The organism is Candidatus Phaeomarinobacter ectocarpi, assembly GCF_000689395.1.
Taxonomy (GTDB): domain Bacteria; phylum Pseudomonadota; class Alphaproteobacteria; order CGMCC-115125; family CGMCC-115125; genus Pyruvatibacter; species Pyruvatibacter ectocarpi.
In genome coordinates this window covers 1978703-1994953 of record NZ_HG966617.1, presented here as the reverse complement: position 1 = coordinate 1994953, position 16251 = coordinate 1978703, and the positions used below count along the sequence as shown (strand labels likewise).

Genomic DNA, 16251 nt, shown 5'->3' with positions numbered 1-16251 from the left:
AAAGACCCATGCAGGTTCCCTCGCTTCTTCAGTCGCTTACAGCGCGTGATCAGATCAAGACGATGCAGCTTCAGCTCACGGACCTGCAGACGCAGCTGGCAACGGGCAAGAAATCGCAGACGTATTCAGGTCTGGGTGTGGATGCTTCGCTGGTGTTGAACCTGCGTGCGGAGCTGAACCAGATGGACGGCTATGTGCGCACGATTGATCAGACGCAGCTTCGTCTGACAACGATGCAGCAGGGCCTGTCGCGCATCGATGATATTGCAGCTGAGATGCGTACGGCGTCGCTGACTTCCGGCTACGAAACGCTGGATGGCAATCAGACGCAGCTTCAGTTCACCGCGAAGGAGCGTCTTGAAGAAACGCTGGCCGTGCTCAACACGGATATTGGGGGCCGCCACCTGTTTGGTGGTGCGGCCACGCAGACGCGGCCTGTTGAGACCTATGACAAGGTCATCAACGGTGATGTGGGTCTTGCCGGCTTCAAGCAGATTGTAACGGAGCGTGCCCAGGCCGATCTGGGGGCGGACAATCGTGGGCGTCTGTCCATTCCGGTTCCCGGTGCCAACACGGTGACGGTGACGGAAGACAACGCGCCGCCATTTGGGTTCAAGTTCAGTGCGGTTTCAACGGACCTCAACAATGTAACCGCGGGTATTGCCGGTGCGCCGCAGGCGATGACGGTTGCGTTTGGTGCGCCGTTGCCAACGGCTGGCCAGAAACTTGATGTGTCCTTCACACTGCCCGACGGCACGACTGAGACACTGTCTCTCGTTGCCATTGAGAGCGGGACACCGAATGAAGGTGAGTTTCTGGTGGGTGCGGATGCAAACGCGACTGCTGCCAATTTCCAGACGGCGCTTGCGCGGGATGTAGAGGCACTTGCGCAAACGGCACTCAAGCCTGCCAGCGCGCAGCGGGCCGCCACCGAGTTTTTTGAGTATGACGCAGCCAATCCGCCAAAGCGTGTTGACGGCCCTCCCTTTGCGACCGCAACGGGTGTGGTGGACGCAACGACCACCGACACGGTGTTCTGGTACAAGGGCGACACAGCCACAACGCCGATCCGCAACAGTGCGCTGGCCAAGATTGATGATGGCCGGACCATCGGATACGCGACCCGCGCTGATGAAGGCCCGACGCGCGACACCGTGAAAGCCCTGGCCGTGCTGTCAGCGCTTGAGTTTGATGAGGCCGATACATTCTCCCAGCGTGCTTTCAATGAAACAACGCAGCGGATTGGTGGCAAGTTTGCCTTCAAGGACACAACGTCTCTGGCTGATGTGCGCACTCAGCTTGGCTTGAAGGAAAGCAGCCTGGCGGCCACCAAGGATCGTCATGAGCGGACCATCAATGCGACGCAGGTGTTGCTTGCGAAGTCCGAGAATGCCGACACCAACGAGGTCGGGACAATGATCCTGCAACTGAACAATCAGCTGACGGCGAGCTTCCAGGCGACGTCCATCGTCTCACGGCTGACGCTGACCAGTTACATCTAGCGTGATGTAGCTCAATTGCTCATCTGACTGAAACCAAAAAAGGCGCTGCTCAACTGAGCAGCGCCTTTTTCGTTGGTTTTGTTCGGGGAGTTACGCGGGACGCTGATAGAGGCCCGCGGCAATTTCGCGATTGATGCTGATCAGCACATCAAGCTTCTCCGGCGAGGGGCTCGCCTGGACGGAAACGGTGTGCTTGAGAATGAAGATACCCAGATTGGCAATGTTCTGCTTGATCTGATCGGGAAGGGGATTGTCGTCGCCTGTCACCGAGCCTGCAAAGACGGTCCAGAGCTTGCGATTGTAAATCAGTGCGTCGCGGAACTTATCGCTGCGCGGCTCAAACGGGTCTTTGACGGCCGAAAGCTGCTGGGCAGCCTTGGTGAGCAGATTGGCTTCGTGTTCACGCGGGTTGGCAACAACCTTAGCTGTCTTCCCGTATGCCTGCGTCGGATTGTGCATTCGACATGAGCTCCTGCTCATACTTGATGAGCTTCTTTGCTTCCTTCAGAGCTTTATAGAATGCGCCGGTTAAGATTTGATTGTTCATGCGCTCAATGTACTCGAGCGTACTGGGGGCCGCCTTGATTATGTCGTTGGTGAGCTTGAAATAGACGCTGTGCTGTTCTGAGGGGTCGTTGCTCAGATACATGAGCTGAACGGCCAGGTAGAGATTCTTGCATGGCGAGTCAGCGTCTTCGGGACGCATGATGTCCTTCTCACGCAGAATGGGTGCGGATCCTTCGACAAACAGCCTGGTGCGCTGATCATCATTCGTGATGACGGCATTGCCCAGAATGAAGCGTTCGCCGGGCTTTAGCTCGATCTTGAGGGCCATGATGTCTCTCCGTTGCGGGAAGCTGCACACAGTGATTCGTGTGTGTCTAGTATAGGCCAAGCAGAGACGGGCACGTTTCCCCAAAAAAGGGGTTCAGAAGACAAAGAAAAACGGCGGTGCTTTCTGCACCGCCGCTCTCCGTATTCGTAACCAGATGGCTTTGCCTTCGTGGCTAGGCCGCCTGCGGGTCTGATTAGAACAGACGCAGGACGTTCTGGTCGGACTGAGAAGCCAGTGACAGGGTCGTGGTACCCAGGGACTGACGTGTCTGCAGAGCAAGCAGGTTTGCACCTTCAACGTTGGTGTCAGCGAGCGTGAGCTTGCCGGCGCCTGTTTCCAGCGTGTTGATCAGGTTCGAAGTGAAGTCCTGACGGTTTTCCACGATGGAGAGGTTGTTACCAAAGCTGGCAGCCTGCTGACGAAGCGTAGACACAGCTGCGTCGAGAGACGTAAGAGCCGCCTCGATATTGCTGTCTGTAGCAAAGTCAGAGTTGGTAGCAGCAGAGACGTTCAGGCCTGATGCAGATGTGTCCAGGAGCTTGGACGCAATCGTCAGGCTTGAAGACTGGTCTTCGTTGAAGTTAACCGTCAGGTCATTGCTGGCCTGGAGCAGGTTAACACCCTTGAAGGACGAGTCAGATGCCAACTGGTCAATCTGTGTACGCAGGGTGTTGAAGTCAGACACAGCCTGATTGCGGTTTGTACCGTTGCTGGCTGTACCGGAAACACCAAGAGTAGCTGCAGTAGAACCTGTTGTGTCAGTGATCACCAGGTTTTCGCCGCTGTCGCCTTCGATCTTGATCTTGCCTTCAGACGTCAAAGACGCTGAAACGCCAGTCAGACCATTGACGGTCGCAACAAGTGCAGACACATGTGACGTACTTGCACCAACAGTGACGGCAACAGCAGTGGCTGTACCAACCTGAACAGTGAAGATATCACCGGCATCGACACCAGTGATGGTGCTGACAGCAGTTGTGGCAACATATGCAGTTGAGTTCGTGCTGGTAGCACTTGACGCAGCAACCTTCGTAGTGAGGGCCGTGCTAGCTGTAGACTTCAGGTTTTCCACGAGGCTCGTAATAGCCTGGATACCATCGTCGGCAGCCTTAAGCGTATCCACAGCCTGACCGATGTTGTCAGACAGAGCTGACAGGTCATTTGCACGGTTGTTCAGGCCGGCAGCTGTGAAGAATGCAGTTGGGTTGTCGATCGCGCTGTTCACTTTCAGGCCAGTCGAAAGACGTTCCTGAGTCTGAGACAGAAGCGATGCTGTGTTCTGAAGAGAAGTAAGGTTGGAGCGCAGTGCACTCGAGAGGACGATGTCACCCATGTGGATGTTCCTTTCCTAGGAAAATAACTAATCAGACCCTCTTTCTGAGGTGTCGATGGTCATGCTGGCGGAAAGGTCTTAAAGGGGAGTTACTGCAATCGTACAGGCACGCGGTGCTTCGCGGCGCCAGTGCCCAAAGCAGGGCAGAAACCCCAGAAATCAAACAAAAAGGGCGGTTGCAAAAAATGCAACCGCCCTTGAATATTTTTGCCGTGTCGCTTTTAGAAGAGCTGCAACACGTTCTGGTCGGCCTGTGATGCCAGCGACAGGGCGGTTGTGCCCAGGGACTGACGGGTCTGCAGTGCCAGAAGATTTGCACCTTCTTCATTGGTATCGGCAACAGTGAGGTTGGACGCACCGCCTACCAACGTATTGATCATGTTCTCTGTGAAGTCAGAGCGCGTTTCGACCACTGACAGGTTGCCGCCGAAAGTAGAGGCCTGCTGACGCAGCGTGTTGACGGCCTGATCGAGCTGGTCAATGGCTGAATTGATACTGCCATCTGTCGTCCAAGCCTTTGCTATGATCTCAGAGATGTTGAGACCACCAGAAGACGTATCCATGAGTCTCGAGGTGATTGTAAGGCTCGATGTCTGACCTTCGTTAAAGAATACGGTCAGGTCATTGTTGGCCTGCAACAGATTCACGCCCTTATAAGAAGCGTCTCCGACCAACTGGTCCATCTGCACACGCAACGAGTTGAAATCACTTTCAAATGTACGCCGGTTTGTGCCGTTCGTGGCCGTACCTGTTACGCCCAGTGTGTTTGCTGCAGATCCTGTGGTGTCGGTGATTGTCAGATCTTCGCCGTTGTCACCCTCGATCTTGATCTTGCCTTCTGAGGTGAGGGAGGCGGTCACACCGGTCAAACCGGTGATGGTGGCAACCAGAGCTGAAACGTGTGAGGTGCTGGCTCCGACAGTCACGGCGATAGCGGCTGCGGTTCCGACCTGAATAGTGAAGATGTCGCCGGCATCAATGCCGGTGACCGTGCTGACTGCCGTTGTTGCAACAAAAGCTGTCGAATTTGTGCTGGTAGCCGCGGATGCCTTCACCTTTGTTTCCAACGCTTGGTTGGCGGTGGCTTTGGCATTCTCAATCAGCTTGATGACGGACTGGATGCCCTGGTCCGCAGCATCAAGTGTCTGAATGGCCTGGTCCATGGAAGAGAGCAGGGACTCCAGATCACGTGCGCGGTTGTTTAGGCCCTGCGCCGTAAAGAACGCGGTCGGGTCATCAATGGCACCGTTGACCTTAAGGCCCGTCGCCAGACGTGTTTGCGTCTGATCCAGAAGTTTGGCGGTATTCTGAATGCTCAAAAGGTTTGAGCGGATACCTGCGGAAAGTACTATGTCACCCATATCTCATGTCCTCCTAGGACCAACACCGGCGCCCTCAAGATTGAGGGAAAGTGTCCCAGTTCGTTACGCCGGATACTGCGCGTTAATGCTTAATCACCGGTAAACTCAGCTCGGTCGATGACAGAATTTGAAACACTTGTGGTTTCGATCATTCGTTCCGTCATCACCCGGCTGGTTCAATGCGACCAGCATGATGACGTAGTAGGAGCACAAGCCGTGCCACTTCAAAATATCAATAAAATCAATGGTTTATGATGTTTGTCCTGACAGCCATAGGGCAGTCATTGCCGTCAGGAGGCATAAAATGCCGGGTAGTCTGTGCCGCAGACGGCCTGGGGGAGACCCTCAGGCGCCGAATTCAAAACCTGTGGACTATTTGAATTCGCCGTCGAGGTAACGTGCCGCGAAAGCTTGCACGTCGCTGGTAATGATATCGACGATTTCCGAAACCGGCTGTTTTGGTCCGATCCCGATAAATCGTGCTGATGGGTACCAGGGGAAGTGATCAGTCCCCAGCTGCATGGGGTGTCGGTTCTCGCCGTAAAACATTGCAGGCGTGCCGACTGCGGCGGCCATGTCGGCTACTGATGTGCCCGCACTTATGACGAGATCACATGCCTTGCTGAGTGCGGCGGCGTCGTCGAGGTCATCCTTTAGGTCGATACCGTCCATGATATGCAACGTCAGGCCGGTTTTTTCGGCGAACGCTCGCACTTCATCACTGGGATCATCGTATTGCAGGTTGATTGCTGTGATGCCCGGCGTTGCAATCAGGCGCGCCCAGTCCTCCAACTCAGTGTAGGTGCGGTTTCTGGAGACATTCTGGTGCATGCTTCGCCATGCAAGACCGACCCGGATGCCTTCGCCGGCCGCTTCGACTTTCTCGCGCCAATAGGCAACGCGTTCAGGATCTGGCTTCAGATATCCGTCTTCCGCAGGAAAAGCATCGAGAGATCGTCTAAAAATAGTTGGCAACTGGCCGGCAGGCGTATGGGTGCTGAAGTCGGGTGGACCGACCGGCACAAGTGATGGATCAGTGCGTTGAGCGCGCACGGACGCCTGCGGGAATGAGCGTTGGTACAGCGGGACAAGGCGGGCATCTGTCTCAATGATCACATGGCCAGCGCGCTGGATCAGGTCCGGGTAGCATGATGCAAAGCGGACGTCGTCACCGATACCCTGTTCTTTCCAAGCGAGTATCGTGCGGTCAGCAATGTCTTCGCCGCGCCAAAGGTCGGTGTTGAACTGGCGCAGGGGGAGCCGCAGACCGGCCGCAAATCCATGCGCATACAGGTCCCAGCCGTCCTCGATTTTTCCGTGCGCAAGAAGCAAATGGGCTAGGTTAGAGCCGGCGGTGGAGTAGTTCGGGTTGACCTCGACGGCACGACGATACAGGTCGGCGGCCTTGTCAAAATCGCCGAGTCTCTGGAACATGACGGCCAGGTTGAGATAGCTCTGCTCAACATTCGGGTTGATCCGCAGGGCCTCCATGCCTTCATCAATTGCTTTTTCGTAGTCTTCCAGTCCGACATAGAGGCCGACCAGGTTTGACCAGGTTCGTGCTTCGGTGGGCTCGAGGATTTTGAGCTTCTCGTAGTAGGCGATTGCTTCGTCGAACTGCTCAAGCGACTGGTGCGTGTAGGCCAGCTTCAACAGCAGTGCTGAATCTTCAGGCCTGTGTTTGAGAACACCCTGGAGGATCGGAAGAGCATCTTTGAAACGTTTCAGGTTGGCGAGCAAAAACCCCATCTTCAACTGGGCGAGCACATCGTCGGGGTCGTCATCCAGCAACTGCTTTACAATGGGGAGCGCGTCTGTATTGCGATCCAAGTCAATAAGTGCGCCCGCGATCAGCGACAGTGTATGCTTGTCGGATGGGTCGGTGTCTGTCGCCTTTTCCAGAACCTTCAGGGCGTTTTCATTGTCGCCCTGATCCAGGAGTTTCGCTGCGACGCTATTCAAGACAGACACCGGATCATCGGTGTTTTCGATGATGTACGCCATGTCCAAAGCGGCTGCATTCGTCCGGCCTTGGCCAAGGTACAAGCAGATGCGGGCACCGCGAACCGGGGACAGGTCCGGATTGAGCTCCAGTACCTCAGAAAATGTTGTAATGGCTTCTTCGGGGCGCTCAAGTTCATTAAGTGCATTGCCCTTGAGAAGCAGGGCATCCAAATCATCGGGTGTAATGCTGAGACAATGGTCCGCAGACGCTAGGGCGGCTTGCAGCTGACCTAGCAATTTTCGGCAGCGCGCCAGATTGTAATGTGCGGCCGCCATGTTTGGATCAATGCCAATGGCTTTTTCGATCAGCGCTGCTGCAGCCTCGGGGTTGCCGCGCTGTAGATCCAGAACACCGAGCAGATGTATTGCCGAGGCGTGATTGGGTGCGGACTGAAGGACGCGTTTGTAGCCGCGTTTGGCGCGGTCCAGCTTGCCTTTTTGGTGGCTGTCGATGGCGCGATTGAACTCTTCAGCGACGACGTGTGCCGTTGTCTTTGGAAGGGATGCGGACATGGAACAGCCTTTGACGAATCTGGACCTGGCAATAATACCAGCTTCCTAAGTCGCAGATCGTGGTTACCGGCGTCTTAATGCCTGCTCCAAATCAGCAAATCAGATGAGCCTCGCCCGGCTCATCCCTAGACCTGCTCATCCACTGTCAGGCCGAGTTCTTCGCGCAGACCGCGGATCAGCTTTTGCATCTGCTCCGTGGGAAATTCCATGACGGTTTCCCCGGTGACCTTGCTGGTTCCGCGTACGACTTCGCGCTTGATGGTGTCGTCATAGGTAATGTCCAGGCTGACATTGACCGGCAAACGCTTTTCGAGCGCCTCAAGGGCCTTGCGCAATAGAGCAGGGTCCTGCTGCTGCGTGGTCTGGTTTTGTGATCCGTTTGAGCGTTCAACCGGTGGAACAGACTTGGCGCCGGACGCAATTGGTCCCGACGGCGTGGCTGCACGCGGTGCTGTAATCGGATCTGCTAAGGGCCGGGGCCCAGAAATACTTTCCATGGCTGCACCCATTTCTTGGGTCGCGCCCCCCGGTTAGCAAGCATCCCACTGCCTGCAGGCGTGCACATGCAAACCTAGGCAAATTTTGCCCATAGAGGTTTGAACATTCTGTTAATGCGTGGCTTGCGGTTTCACGAAAGCTTTATGTTTCCGCAGCACCCGTCACCCGGCAGCTAGACGCGCTTGTCCAAAGCGATGGTGGCGGCTGCGGCCATCGGGCGGGTTTTGGCCGTTGATTTCGGCACGTATCCGATGGTCGGTGCCTGTGCTTCGCTGGCGGCGCGGGCTGCAGCCTGCACGATACCTTCTGAAATGGACTTGGCAGCGCCCAGATAGCGTTCATTGTCTGCAAGCTTGCTTTCAAGCGATGAGATGGCTGTTTTCAGCCCGACGCGGACCTTTTCAGGAGCGGCATGGAGCCTGGACGGGTCTGCCTTCAGGGCACGGACATGCCGGTCATAGTCGACGGCCAGCTGCGTTTTTTCGCTGGCCATGTCGGCGATGTCGGCCAGCTTGTTGTCCTGGGCCAGAGCGTTTTCCTTGGTGATGATGGTGTCTAGGGCGGTTGCCAGGGACGCCATGTCCTCAAGAAAGGTAACGGGCGGCTGCCACTGCTTGGGAGCGGGGGGCTGCTGCATCTGGAAGTTGCTCATGGGATTGGACCTGTGATTTTCGAAATGTCTAGGTGGCGTAAGCCGCTGCAGCAGCTTGTGTCGGTGGTGTGGGTTGCGGCAGGGGATTAAGGGCTGCTTCCTGCTGCGCGATCATGGAGCGGTAAACGGAATCTGCGATGCCGATGCCGCCGGACGCGCTGATGGACCGGCCCATCTCCTGAGACAACTGCGATCGCCACATCTTTTCAGCGTGGCCGCCGCCAAAGGGTTCCTCGGTTTCAAGACCGGCGAACATGGCTTCTGTCATCTGACCGATGAAGACGGCTTCAAATTCCTGCGCCGTTTCGCGCATGGCCTGTTCCTTGGCCGGCGACATGGGCGTGGATGCCTTGGGGGCATGGGCCAGAGCCTTTGGCAGAACCTGACCAAACGAATTTGCAGCAACAGGCGCGGGGAGGGAGAGGTCCATCTAGAGAACCTCCAGCTCTGCCTGCAGCGCACCTGAGGCGCGGATGGTCTGCAGAATGGAGATCATGTCGCGTGGGCCAACACCAAGGGAGTTGAGGCCGTCCACGAGGCTTTCAAGGGTTACGCCTTCGCGCAGGAGGCCGAGGCGGTTTTCCGCATCATCGTCCACCTGAATGTCAGTGCGGGGTACAACAACCGTGTCGCCCTGTTCAGCAAAGGGGTTGGGCTGGCTTACCTGCGGTGTTTCGGTCACGCGAATTGTCAGGTTGCCCTGGGCAATGGCGACGGTGGAGACGCGGACATCTTTGCCCATGACAATGACGCCGGAGGCTTCATCAATCACGACCTTGGCGGGGCTGTCAGGCGCAACACGCAGCTGCTCGATTTCCGTCAGCATGCTGACAACGCTGCCCTTGCCCTTCTGTGGCACGGTAAGTGACACCGTTGACGGGTCCATTGCCTGGGCAGTGCTGCCGCCAACAAAGGTGTTGATGACGTTGGCCATGCGCTGGGCGGTGGTGAGGTCCGGGTTGTGGAGGGACAGCCGCACCGTGCTCATGTCTTCGAGCGCAAAGGCAATTTCACGTTCGATGATGGCGCCGTTGGGAATGCGGCCGGATGTGGCAACGCCGCGCTTGACGCTGGCGCCATCGCCTTCCGCACTGAAACCCGCAATCGCAACGGGGCCCTGCGCCACGGCATAGACTTCGCCGTCAGCGCCCATGAGCGGTGTCACCAGAAGGGTGCCGCCCAGCAGGCTGGAAGCGTCGCCAAGCGTGGAGACTGTGATGTCCATGCGGCTGCCCTGGGAGCCGAAGGCTGGCAGATTGCCGGTGACCATGACGGCGGCCACATTGTTTGTGTTGAGGGTCGCGTCGCGGGTGTTCACGCCCAGACGTTCCAGCATGGATTGCAGGCTCTGACGGGTGAACGGTGCATTCCGCAGGCTGTCGCCGGATCCATCCAGACCAACCACAAGGCCATATCCGACCAGATGGTTTTCTCGGATGCCTTCAACGGAGGCGAGATCCTTGATGCGCGACGAGGCCTGGGCGGCCACCGGCCACAGCATGGAGGCTGCGATGGTGAGCGCCAGGACGATGCGGGCGCTTGAAAGTGATTTGCGTGCAAAGAACAACATTCGGGTCGGTGTTCCGTTCTCTTGGGTGCGATGTCAGGTTCAGGCTGGCGCACCGGTGGATATGCTTTGCGCTTGGTTCTGCGAAACCCGTGCCACGCCGCATGTTTTGCAACCCATTGATTTTGCTTGATTATTTTGCGCAGCGATTATTGAAAACCCGGCACGGACTGCCGTTTGACGCGGCAACCCGGCAGCTTCTGCCCAGTTGGCGAGACACCGTTAAGGCGGCATTAAGCAGTTTGGCGCAGCGTGCACCCTGTAGAGACACGGGTGCGATTTGCGCGCCCCATTTGGCAGGAGCCTTGGCCCATGAAAGTTGGCGGCGCAGGACGTGCGCAGGGACCAGCTACCGCAGGCCGCGCCGGGAAACCCCGGTCAGCGGGCGGCGAACAATTCCGTGTGGACGGACTAGGGCAGGCTGACGCTGCACACTCAACAGGCTCTGTGGCATCGGTCGCGCCGGTTGATGCATTGATTGGTCTTCAGGAAGTGGACACCGCTACTGACGAAAGCCGGAAGGCTGTGGTCCGTGCGGAAGCCATGCTGGATATTCTCGACGACATCAAACTATCGCTCCTGGCAGGCGGCGTATCAAAGCAGAAGCTGGATCAGCTGCTGAAACTGGTAGAGCAGCGCCGTGATTCGAGCGCGACCTTTCAGGACCCGCGCCTGGCCCATGTGCTGGACGAAATTGAGCTGCGCGCAAGAGTTGAACTGGCCAAGTATGAACAGCTTTTTGCGCAGTAACCTGCACATCTGAGGGTGCAAGAGGCGAAATTATACAAATAATTCATGGACTAAGCCTGCAAGGCGATGTTGTGCATCGTCGAACCCGCCGATATATTCCCGCGCCATCAAGCCACCTTCATCTGTACGGAGGTAGCTGGCGCCAGTGAAGGGAGAGACACCGGTGACCGCTGAGTTGACCAAGGATTACACGCCGTCTGACGACGAGCCCTTTATGAATGATCGGCAGAAGGAATATTTCCGCCGCAAGTTGATCGACTGGAAGGAAGACATCCTCCGGGAGACACGCGAAACGATCACGAACCTTCAGGAAGATACGAGCCACCATCCAGACCTGACCGACCGTGCGTCGTCAGAGACGGAACGGTCGCTCGAACTGCGGGCCCGTGACCGGCAGCGCAAGCTGGTGAACAAGATCAATGCCGCGATCAAGCGCATTGAAGAGGGCACCTACGGATATTGCGAAGAGACCGGTGAGCCGATCGGGCTCAAGCGTCTGGAAGCGCGTCCAATTGCGACGCTCTCCATTGAGGCACAAGAAGCGCATGAGCGGCGCGAGAAAGTCTATCGCGACGAATAGGCTGCGTTGCAGGTTCAAAAACAAGAACGGCGCATGAGCTTTTGCTCATGCGCCGTTTTGGTTTGCGCTGCCTCCTTCTTTTTCAAGAAGGTCCCGATGGCGGCGCGGATGGAGAGGGCGGCCTGAATCGCCCACTCCGTCAGCTCGTTAAGTGCGTGCCAGAGGAGGCCTCACTAGAACGGCATGATGACGTCGAACACTTGCTGGCCGTAGCGTGGCTGCTGCACATCCGTGATCTGACCGCGGCCGCCATAGGAGATGCGGGCTTCAGCAATCTGGGTGTGGTTGATGGTGTTCTGATTGGAAATGTCTTCCGGGCGAATGACGCCGGCGACAAGCAGCTCGCGAACTTCAAAGTTCACGCGGACTTCCTGCTTGCCCTGGATGACCATGTTTCCGTTCGGCAGGATCTGGGTGACGATGGCGGCAACTGTGAGATTGACCGTTTCTTCGCGGTCAACTGACCCGGCACCCCGGCTGGAGCTTGTTGAATCAGCGCCGACGAGATTGGCGTTGTCCACTTCGTCCGGGAACAGACGGTCGAGGTTGGACGCATAACCGAACAGATTGTCCAGGCCTGCATCTTCAGAGTTGGCGCGGGAGCGTTCTGTTGTGTTTTCGATCTCTGCTTTGTCGGTGATCTCGATTGTAACCGTCAGAATGTCGCCGAGGGCAGATGCACGCTGATCCTTGAAGAAGCCGCGGGCACCGGCGCGCCAGAGCGAATTTGGCTGGTAGGAGATATCTTCTGCCTGGGGCATGGGCAAAGACACCGTCTGTACTTCCGCGCGGTGGGCCGGGTTCTCGATCGGTGCCATGTCCGGCACCTTGCCGATGTTCTTAAGGCGGTCTGCTGCGTTGCAGGCGGTGAGTGCCATTGCAAGGCTGCTAAGGGCTGCGATCCGCAGAACTGATTTTGATGTGATCGTCATGGTCTTGGTCCTTCAGGCTGTAGTTCAATCAATGTCCGGTTCGGGTGCCGGAGCAATGGAGTGATGACGAGAGTTGATTAGTTGATGGGACGTCCGGCGACCTGAATGGGCTGGCCACTTTCGATCACCACGCGGCCAGGGCCGGTCACGCGGGCATGGACGGTGCGGTGGGAGCGGGTGTTGATGACCCGCACGATGCCACCCATGGGCGCATCTTCGAGGGCGCGGCCTGTGGCGGTCAGCACCATGCCAGGCATCTCATAAGTGATGGTGACCCGGGCATCCTTGTTGACGGCAACGGGAAGGCGCATGTCCTTGGCGCGAACCGGCTGGCCAACACGCAATGCTGTGCGCGGTGTCATGCCCACCAGTTCTTCCATGCTCAAAGCGGTGCCCGGTGCAATGCGGCTTACTTCCACATCGACCATGGTCAGCATGTCTTCACGCAGCACTTCGCCACGGGCAATGCCGGTTGCGGCCACAGGGATTTCGCGCGTCTGCTTGGCGCGTCCGGAAATGCGCTGAACGGCTGCACCACGGGTCGGTGTTGTGATGCGCGCTGAGAAGAGGCCGGAGCGTGCGTCAAAGGACATGTCCTTAACGATGACTTCCGGCGCTTTGCCCTTGGCAACGAAAAGCGTGCGGGGGTCTGCGTCCAGGGTCACGGTGTAGGACACATCAAAGGGGGTGTTGGCGTCCTGGGCGGTGGCGATGGTGTTGGCAACTGCATCCAAAACCATGCCAGCCGGAACCGGTGTGCCATCGCGATTGACGATGATGTGTGTGTAGCGCTCGTTGTTTGGCCACAGCATGCCGGCGGCGCGGGCGGCATTGGTAACGTGCACCGCATTGATGGCAGCGCGTTCGCCTGGGGCTGGTGCGCGGGACACAAGCGCTGAGGCCTGTTTGCCTGCGTTGATGAACAGGTCGCCGAGTGTCACTGCATCACCTGACACAATGGCCTTGTCGCGCAGCACGGCTTCGGTGGGGGCGGCGGCCTCTGCGTGGCCCGCAATGCCGGCGGTTGCCAGCACGGCGGTGGCGAGGATCGCGCGCAGTGAAAATGTACGAAGAATGCTCATGAGACTGTCCTGTTCCTTGCCGGGTTAGCGGAGGTTGGATGCGACGGAGAGCATCTCGTCTGTGGAGGTGATGACCTTGGCGTTCATCTCATAAGCGCGCTGGGCGCTGATGAGGTTGGTGATTTCACCAACTGAATCCACGTTTGATGTTTCCAGGTATCCCTGCAGCAATGTGCCGTAGCCAACAGAGCCCGGCGTTGCAGCAGCAGGGGCGCCTGAGGCGGCTGTTTCTGTGAACAGGCTGCCACCGCGTGCTTCCAGGCCTGCCTTGTTGAAGAAGCGAACCACTTCAAGTTGACCCAGAACCGTGGAGTTGGTCTGGCCATCCAGGAAGGCTTCAATCTGGCCCTGACTGTTGATCGAAACGTCCCGCACATCCTGCGGCACAGTGATGGAGGGAGAAAGTTCGTACCCATCCGTGGTCACGATCTGGCCGGATGCATTGAGCTGGAAAGCACCGGCACGGGTGTAGGCGTCCTCGCCTGATGGCAGGGTGACGCGGAAGTAGCCTTCACCCTGAATGGCAAGATCGTATGTGTTGTCGGTCGGTGTGAGGTTGCCCTGCGTTGAGATGCGATAAACCGCACCCGCCTTAACGCCGACACCAAGCTGAATGCCTGTGGGCACGACCGTGCCAGCATCAGATGACGTGGACCCCACGCGGCGGAGGTTCTGATAGATCAAGTCCTGGAACTCGGCACGCTGGCGCTTGTAGCCGGTCGTGTTCATGTTCGCGATGTTGTTCGAGATCACTTCGACATTGAGCTGCTGAGCGAGCATGCCGGTGGCTGCGATACTGAGTGACTTCATCTCTTCGGTCTCCTCTTGCCGGACGGGTATCCGGGGTCAGGTCGTAAGGGCCTCAGGTTGGCCCTGTTCAAAATTCAGGTGCTAGCGCGGCTCCCGGCCGAGCTGGCGAATGGCGGACTGCTGGAGTTCGCCCATCTTGTTGATGGTCTTCTGGGTCGAGGTGTAGGCACGCATGACTTCAATCATCCGCGTCATTTCCACCACTGGTTTGACGTTTGAGCTTTCAATGAAGCCCTGCATCACGGTGGGGTTCTCGATGGCAACAGCGGCCTGGTCGGTTTCCAGGTAGTTGTCGCCGGTCTTCTTCATGGCGGCGGGATTGTCCACATTGACGACGCCGAGGCGGCCAATAGTGGTTTCACCCGCAGCAATGGTGCCGTCGCGGCCGATTTCAATGACGCCGTCATCCGGGTTGATGGTGATGGGCGCGCCCGCAGCAGACAGCACCGGGTCGCCTTGCTGGGTGACCAACTGGTTGTTCTGATCGACACCGAAATGGCCGCTGCGTGTATAGCGCTCGCCGTCTGGTGTCTGAACGGCAAAGAAACCTTCACCGCTGATGGCTACGTCAAACGTGTTGCCGGTGACTTCGATATCGCCTTCGGACAGATCACGCTTCGTGCCGCTGTCGAGGACGAAGGAGAGGGCGCCTGCGTTGTTGAGGCCTGTGCGATCATCGGCTTTGGCGCCGGGCATCAGAAACTCTGAAAAGATGGGGGACTCTGCCTTGAAGGCCGACGTGTTCGCGTTGGCAACGTTGTTGGCAACGATGTCCATCGCGCGGCGCAGCGTCATCTGACGCGACAGTGCAATTGAAATTGCTTGTTCCATAACGGACCTCAGGCTGGTCAATGTCCATGCGGCTCTCGGGAAAAAGCTCTGTGGACGGATTTATGTGTCGTCGGTGTGGCCGCTTCGGGTCGCTACCACGGACCTAGCTGTGCATCGGGCGTGCCAAACTGAAATATGAATCAAATCAACGGCTTAGCGAGATCGTGCCGGTTGGTGGGGGCGGCAAAAGGCTGCTGATTGCCGGGCACCCGGCACTTTTTGCCGGTTTTTTGCCTTGGTGGGCGGTTTGTAAAACGCTTCGTTAACCGCCGACCCTCACACTGCGAGCATCAAAGTTGGGGGATGGGCTTAAACACAGCGCTTCACTCCAACTGGTGCCACCGGCAGAACGCGCGGCGGCGGACATATCAAACGCAGACCCCCAAGGACGGGCGGGACGCACCGGGATAGTTCGCGGAGCTTGGTCTTATAGACGCTCCACCACGCGCAGGGTTTGCAACATGAGTGACGCCACGGCATCGGCCGACGACATTGCTGACATTGATGATGAAGAAGGCGAAGAAGCGTCCGGCAAGATGTCGGGCAAGAAGCTTGTCCTCTTTATTGCTCTGCCATTGCTGCTGATCATCGGTGGCCTCGGTGGCGCCTTCATGATGGGCGTCTTTGGCGGCGGCGAAGAAGAACAGGTGGAAGTTGGTGTGGACGGCAAGAAGGTCGTTGATCCTTCCAAGATCGTTTTCTACGAGCTTCCTGAACTCATCATCAATCTTCAGACAGATGATCCGCGCGGGTCTTTTGTGAAGTTCAAGGTGACCCTTGAGCTGCATGACGCCGCAGCGCTGCCGAAGATTGAGCCGCTGATGCCGCGCATCATCGACAATTTCCAGATTTACCTGCGTGAACTGCGGGCGTCTGACCTTGAAGGGTCAGCCGGGCTGTTTCGCCTCAAGGAAGAGATCCTCCGTCGCATCAATATGGACGTTCGCCCCCACGAAGTGGCGGACGTGCTTTTCACCGAAATGATTATCCAGTAGCCGCAG

17 protein-coding genes are annotated in these 16251 nt (G+C 57.4%); 4 read left to right on the top strand and 13 right to left on the bottom strand.

Annotated elements, in window-relative coordinates; all coding sequences use genetic code 11:
• The first annotated feature begins 8 nt into the window (after positions 1-8).
• Complete coding sequence (locus BN1012_RS09675) at positions 9-1502, top strand: flagellin N-terminal helical domain-containing protein (protein ID WP_043949456.1); 1494 nt, start codon at positions 9-11, stop codon at positions 1500-1502.
• A 90-nt stretch (positions 1503-1592) separates the two neighbouring features.
• On the opposite strand, the gene flaF is transcribed toward BN1012_RS09675, so the two are convergent.
• The 9 genes from flaF to BN1012_RS09630 all read right to left on the bottom strand — a co-directional run bounded on the left by flaF (position 1593) and on the right by BN1012_RS09630 (position 10268).
• Positions 1593-1961, bottom strand: a complete 369-nt coding sequence (gene flaF, locus BN1012_RS09670; RefSeq protein ID WP_043949455.1) for a flagellar biosynthesis regulator FlaF — start codon at positions 1959-1961, stop codon at positions 1593-1595.
• On the bottom strand, positions 1924-2337 hold the full coding sequence (flbT, locus tag BN1012_RS09665; protein WP_043949454.1) for a flagellar biosynthesis repressor FlbT: 414 nt from the start codon (positions 2335-2337) through the stop codon (positions 1924-1926). Before flbT ends, flaF begins: the two co-directional genes overlap by 38 nt.
• Positions 2338-2530: 193 nt before the next feature.
• Positions 2531-3670: a flagellin N-terminal helical domain-containing protein gene (locus tag BN1012_RS09660; RefSeq protein WP_052535021.1), complete on the bottom strand. Its 1140-nt coding sequence runs from the start codon at positions 3668-3670 to the stop codon at positions 2531-2533.
• Between the two features lie 221 nt (positions 3671-3891).
• Positions 3892-5031 carry a flagellin N-terminal helical domain-containing protein gene (locus BN1012_RS09655; RefSeq protein WP_043949452.1) on the bottom strand — a complete coding sequence of 380 codons (1140 nt, stop codon included), beginning with the start codon at positions 5029-5031 and terminating at the stop codon, positions 3892-3894.
• A 372-nt stretch (positions 5032-5403) separates the two neighbouring features.
• Positions 5404-7548 (bottom strand): tetratricopeptide repeat protein, encoded by a 2145-nt coding sequence (locus tag BN1012_RS09650; RefSeq protein WP_043949451.1) that lies wholly within the window; start codon positions 7546-7548, stop codon positions 5404-5406.
• Between the two features lie 125 nt (positions 7549-7673).
• Positions 7674-8045: a flagellar protein FlaG gene (locus BN1012_RS09645; RefSeq protein ID WP_171815942.1), complete on the bottom strand. Its 372-nt coding sequence runs from the start codon at positions 8043-8045 to the stop codon at positions 7674-7676.
• 173 nt (positions 8046-8218) lie between these two features.
• Positions 8219-8683: a hypothetical protein gene (locus tag BN1012_RS09640; RefSeq protein WP_145973447.1), complete on the bottom strand. Its 465-nt coding sequence runs from the start codon at positions 8681-8683 to the stop codon at positions 8219-8221.
• A gap of 43 nt (positions 8684-8726) precedes the next feature.
• Complete coding sequence (locus tag BN1012_RS09635) at positions 8727-9128, bottom strand: rod-binding protein (RefSeq protein WP_052535019.1); 402 nt, start codon at positions 9126-9128, stop codon at positions 8727-8729.
• Positions 9129-10268 (bottom strand): flagellar basal body P-ring protein FlgI, encoded by a 1140-nt coding sequence (locus BN1012_RS09630; RefSeq protein WP_043949448.1) that lies wholly within the window; start codon positions 10266-10268, stop codon positions 9129-9131. It abuts the gene before it with no gap.
• Positions 10269-10577: 309 nt separating this feature from the next.
• Here BN1012_RS09630 and BN1012_RS09625 point away from each other — a divergent pair, with 309 nt between their 5' ends.
• Together BN1012_RS09625 and dksA are read left to right on the top strand one after the other, a co-directional pair.
• Positions 10578-11015 (top strand): flagellar assembly protein FliX, encoded by a 438-nt coding sequence (locus BN1012_RS09625; protein WP_043949447.1) that lies wholly within the window; start codon positions 10578-10580, stop codon positions 11013-11015.
• 214 nt (positions 11016-11229) lie between these two features.
• The gene (dksA, locus tag BN1012_RS09620; RefSeq protein WP_171816003.1) at positions 11230-11595 is read left to right on the top strand and encodes an RNA polymerase-binding protein DksA; all 366 of its coding nucleotides are present in this window, start codon (positions 11230-11232) and stop codon (positions 11593-11595) included.
• 173 nt (positions 11596-11768) lie between these two features.
• On the opposite strand, the gene flgH is transcribed toward dksA, so the two are convergent.
• From flgH to flgF, 4 genes are all read right to left on the bottom strand, one after another.
• Positions 11769-12527, bottom strand: coding sequence for a flagellar basal body L-ring protein FlgH (gene flgH, locus BN1012_RS09615; protein ID WP_043949446.1), 759 nt, complete (start codon positions 12525-12527; stop codon positions 11769-11771).
• A 77-nt stretch (positions 12528-12604) separates the two neighbouring features.
• On the bottom strand, positions 12605-13609 hold the full coding sequence (flgA, locus tag BN1012_RS09610; protein WP_043949445.1) for a flagellar basal body P-ring formation chaperone FlgA: 1005 nt from the start codon (positions 13607-13609) through the stop codon (positions 12605-12607).
• Between the two features lie 24 nt (positions 13610-13633).
• Positions 13634-14419: a flagellar basal-body rod protein FlgG gene (gene flgG / locus BN1012_RS09605; RefSeq protein WP_043949444.1), complete on the bottom strand. Its 786-nt coding sequence runs from the start codon at positions 14417-14419 to the stop codon at positions 13634-13636.
• 81 nt (positions 14420-14500) lie between these two features.
• Complete coding sequence (flgF, locus tag BN1012_RS09600; RefSeq protein ID WP_043949443.1) at positions 14501-15250, bottom strand: flagellar basal-body rod protein FlgF; 750 nt, start codon at positions 15248-15250, stop codon at positions 14501-14503.
• A gap of 461 nt (positions 15251-15711) precedes the next feature.
• On the opposite strand from flgF, the gene BN1012_RS09595 reads away from it, so the two are divergent.
• On the top strand, positions 15712-16245 hold the full coding sequence (locus tag BN1012_RS09595; protein WP_043949442.1) for a flagellar basal body-associated FliL family protein: 534 nt from the start codon (positions 15712-15714) through the stop codon (positions 16243-16245).
• Positions 16246-16251 lie beyond the last annotated feature (6 nt).

Bases quoted from the DNA above. Each gene is read 5' to 3' on its own strand.
- flgG (WP_043949444.1), bottom strand. From the start codon at position 14,419: ATGAAGTCACTCAGTATCGCAGCCACCGGCATGCTCGCTCAGCAGCTC.
- BN1012_RS09640 (WP_145973447.1), bottom strand. From the start codon at position 8,683: ATGCAGCAGCCCCCCGCTCCCAAGCAGTGGCAGCCGCCCGTTACCTTT.
- BN1012_RS09625 (WP_043949447.1), top strand. From the start codon at position 10,578: ATGAAAGTTGGCGGCGCAGGACGTGCGCAGGGACCAGCTACCGCAGGC.
- BN1012_RS09660 (WP_052535021.1), bottom strand. From the start codon at position 3,670: ATGGGTGACATCGTCCTCTCGAGTGCACTGCGCTCCAACCTTACTTCT.
- flgF (WP_043949443.1), bottom strand. From the start codon at position 15,250: ATGGAACAAGCAATTTCAATTGCACTGTCGCGTCAGATGACGCTGCGC.
- BN1012_RS09655 (WP_043949452.1), bottom strand. From the start codon at position 5,031: ATGGGTGACATAGTACTTTCCGCAGGTATCCGCTCAAACCTTTTGAGC.
- dksA (WP_171816003.1), top strand. From the start codon at position 11,230: ATGAATGATCGGCAGAAGGAATATTTCCGCCGCAAGTTGATCGACTGG.
- BN1012_RS09630 (WP_043949448.1), bottom strand. From the start codon at position 10,268: ATGTTGTTCTTTGCACGCAAATCACTTTCAAGCGCCCGCATCGTCCTG.
- flbT (WP_043949454.1), bottom strand. From the start codon at position 2,337: ATGGCCCTCAAGATCGAGCTAAAGCCCGGCGAACGCTTCATTCTGGGC.
- flgA (WP_043949445.1), bottom strand. From the start codon at position 13,609: ATGAGCATTCTTCGTACATTTTCACTGCGCGCGATCCTCGCCACCGCC.
- BN1012_RS09635 (WP_052535019.1), bottom strand. From the start codon at position 9,128: ATGGACCTCTCCCTCCCCGCGCCTGTTGCTGCAAATTCGTTTGGTCAG.
- BN1012_RS09675 (WP_043949456.1), top strand. From the start codon at position 9: ATGCAGGTTCCCTCGCTTCTTCAGTCGCTTACAGCGCGTGATCAGATC.
- BN1012_RS09650 (WP_043949451.1), bottom strand. From the start codon at position 7,548: ATGTCCGCATCCCTTCCAAAGACAACGGCACACGTCGTCGCTGAAGAG.
- BN1012_RS09595 (WP_043949442.1), top strand. From the start codon at position 15,712: ATGAGTGACGCCACGGCATCGGCCGACGACATTGCTGACATTGATGAT.
- flgH (WP_043949446.1), bottom strand. From the start codon at position 12,527: ATGACGATCACATCAAAATCAGTTCTGCGGATCGCAGCCCTTAGCAGC.
- flaF (WP_043949455.1), bottom strand. From the start codon at position 1,961: ATGCACAATCCGACGCAGGCATACGGGAAGACAGCTAAGGTTGTTGCC.
- BN1012_RS09645 (WP_171815942.1), bottom strand. From the start codon at position 8,045: ATGGAAAGTATTTCTGGGCCCCGGCCCTTAGCAGATCCGATTACAGCA.